This is a genomic window from Methanospirillum sp., from assembly GCF_035560735.1.
Taxonomy (GTDB): Archaea; Halobacteriota; Methanomicrobia; order Methanomicrobiales; family Methanospirillaceae; genus Methanospirillum.
In genome coordinates this window covers 1-3,133 of sequence record NZ_DATMYY010000219.1, presented here as the reverse complement: position 1 = coordinate 3,133, position 3,133 = coordinate 1, and the positions used below count along the sequence as shown (strand labels likewise).

General features: G+C 42.4%; 3 protein-coding genes. 2 read left to right on the top strand and 1 reads right to left on the bottom strand.

Annotated elements, in window-relative coordinates; all coding sequences use genetic code 11:
* Nucleotides 1-948: cation diffusion facilitator family transporter (locus VN429_RS06410; RefSeq protein WP_325631109.1), on the top strand; the 948-nt coding region annotated here is incomplete at its 5' end.
* Between the two features lie 219 nt (nt 949-1,167).
* Nucleotides 1,168-2,370 (top strand): TraB/GumN family protein, encoded by a 1,203-nt coding sequence (locus VN429_RS06405; protein WP_325631105.1) that lies wholly within the window; start codon nt 1,168-1,170, stop codon nt 2,368-2,370.
* Between the two features lie 104 nt (nt 2,371-2,474).
* On the opposite strand, the gene VN429_RS06400 is transcribed toward VN429_RS06405, so the two are convergent.
* Complete coding sequence (locus VN429_RS06400; protein WP_325631102.1) at nt 2,475-2,981, bottom strand: hypothetical protein; 507 nt, start codon at nt 2,979-2,981, stop codon at nt 2,475-2,477.
* Nucleotides 2,982-3,133 lie beyond the last annotated feature (152 nt).

The window sequence follows — 3,133 nt, the reverse complement described above, 5'->3', positions numbered from 1 at the left end:
GCAGATATCTATCAATCATTAAATCAGGAAAAAGAAAAAACAGCTCTTCTTTCGATAATTTCCAATACATTTCTTGTTATATTAAAACTGATCGTCGGGTTAGCTCTTGGTTCGATCAGTATGATATCAGAGACAATACATTCGGGTATGGACCTCCTTGCTTCGGTGGTGGCCTTTGTTTCAGTTCGAAAATCTGCAGAGGCTCCTGATGATGAACACTCATATGGCCATGGCAAATATGAATCCATTTCAGGTCTTTTCGAAGCTATTCTCATCTTCGTTGCAGCGATCCTGATCATCTATGAGGCTGCTCAAAAATTAATTGAACCAACTTCAGAACCATTGGATTCGACACTTATGATCGCTGGTATTGTGGTAATGGGAATATCAGCACTTTCAAATGCTTTTGTTTCATCACGGCTCATGAAGATCGCAAAAAAGACAGAATCGATAGCCCTGGAAAGTGATGCCTGGCACCTGCGGACAGATGTCTATACATCTGTTGGTGTCATGACAGGGCTGGTTTTAATTCAGCTTACCGGAATTACTATCCTTGATTCAATCGTAGCTGTTTGCGTCGCCCTTGTCATTATTAGGGCAGCGTATGAACTCACCCTGAAGTCATATAAAGATCTTACTGATTGCCGGCTTACTGACGATGAAGTACAGAGAATCACAGGGATTATCTGTGATCATAAATCGGATTATGTCAGTTATCATGGACTGCGAACCAGAAGAGCCGGGCCGGAAATATTTATCGAATTCCATCTTGTTGTTGATAAACTAGTATCAGTAGAACAATCGCATGATCTGACAGATCATCTTGAGGAGGATATAAAACTAGAATTCCCCCGTGCATGTATTACTATCCACGTAGAACCAAATACCGGAGAGAATGCACAAAACAAGTCATTCTGTGATGATATGCCTCAATCACGCAGTGATTAGATGTGATCGCACGGCAACGCAACTCTCTATAATAGGAGAGGTCTTACTGACAGCGAAGACTCATATGAGAACCTCTTCAGTTTTTCCAAAAAAAGTTCATACCTTAATGCGTGTTACAGAGGGATATCAATCTTCCAATATTTTTGCAGGCCATATAAGCTGAAATCCTTCTCCTACTCAACTTCCCTTTTATTATTACATTTCCTATATGGAGTATACATGGGTGAGATTAAAATTGTCGGGACTGCCCATGTCTCGGCAAAAAGCGTCGATGAAGTCAGAGAATCAATCGAACAATTTCATCCAGACATCGTTGCTGTAGAACTGGATCAAGGAAGAAGTAAGGCCATCAACAAGGAGGGTGCTACTCCCTCTGTTGATGATGTCCTGGAGCTTAAGAATTTTGACCAACTTCTCATTCAATGGCTTTTATCCTATATTCAGCGAAAGATCGGTTTAGATGTCGGGGTAGAACCCGGGGCCGAGATGAAAGCCGCGATGGTCGAGGCCCAGCAGAGAGGACTCAGGGTTGAACTTGTTGATCGTGATATTAAAATAACACTTCTCAGATTCTGGCAATCACTCGGTTTTATCGGGAAGATCAAGATGGTTGGTTCACTGATCTTCTCCATTGCTGAAGTTGAAAACATTGATGCTGAAGAGATTGAGAAACTCAAAAATGAGGACATGCTCGAGGTCATCATGGGGGAATTCAAAAAATTCTCACCACAGGGAGCACATGCACTCATTGATGAGCGGGACGCTTACATCGCACATAACCTGATTGATCTAAAAAACGAGGCTGACCATCGGATTCTCGCAGTTGTTGGTGCCGGCCATATGCAGGGAATAAACAGGTATCTGCAGGATCCCTCATTACTTCCATCCAAAGAATCTCTTGTAAAAGAGCCAAAACGATATCCCTGGACTCTGATCATTGGAAGTTGTGTAACAGCCTTGTTCTTTCTTCTGCTCGCCTCGATCGCGTGCTCAGGAGTTGGTCTGGATGTTCTTCTTCACGCATTTATCTTCTGGGTCGTGATTCATGGAGCCTTATCTGCAGGAACAACTCTGGCGGTCCGTGGCCATCCCTACTCGGTAATCACCTGTTTCTGTGTTGCCTGGATGACATCACTAAATCCACTTCTCCATGCCGGGTGGATTGCAGCATATGTTGAAGCAAAGGCACGAAAACCTCCGGTCTCTGATTTCAGGAAGATCTATGAGGCAACGTCACTTACAGAACTATTTCAGATTCCCTTGTTCAAAGTGGTACTGGTTGCATCGGTTGCGAATCTGGGAAGTTTTCTGGGAACGATTCTCTATTTCATGTTTCTCTTCCCGGTGCTTGGTGTTGATCCCGTGGTTGTGATCTCCACAGGATTGCACAATATACAGGCTGCCATCGCAGGAATATTGTAAAAAGGAGAAGAGTGTTATACCCCAGGCACCTGTCGGGGTATAATGAGCCTCTTTACCAGGATAACGGGACTAGGGATCTCTAACAGCAGCAGTTGATCCCTTTTTTAGAGAGGGAAAAATATTTGATTGTTCCTGCAATCTTTCTTCGAGTTTGCAAGATTACACAGATAACACCCTTTTATATCAGGTTTAGTACAATAACCGGGTTTTCTGGTAACAAACCAGCTGTGAACTTCAGTTAATTTCTTAACAGATAACTGCCCTGAACCAACAAGACAGGAACCTTCTTTATCTAATGCCCAGATTGGATATTTTTCCATCCCTATTGGTATCGGCTCTGTAGGAAGTTCAGACAGGTTTACTAAATCCTGTAGCCGTTCAGGATGCCCAGCGATCTCAATGTCTACCAAAGTAGTATAAAGGGTAGAGATTCTTTCATGGTCCCAATTCTTCAAATCCTTTTTTAGTCGCTCAATGATCTGCTTAATCGCTTCACTTCTGGTAACAGGCTTTTTGCCATTATCCCATACAATATCCCCATTATCATCAACCGATATTGCTGAAGTCTTAAGTATATGTAATTCTGGAAGATTTGATAGTTTTACACCCATAGTATACCTCATAGTATGGCAGTTCAGTTATTGAGGATTGAAAACCCCTCTCCTATTATGAACCTGTTTTCAAGGGGTTTCGGGATGAGATTTCACATACCAGAGATTAATTGATGTTATCTAGGATTTATCATACTGACGGTGAGTATAGG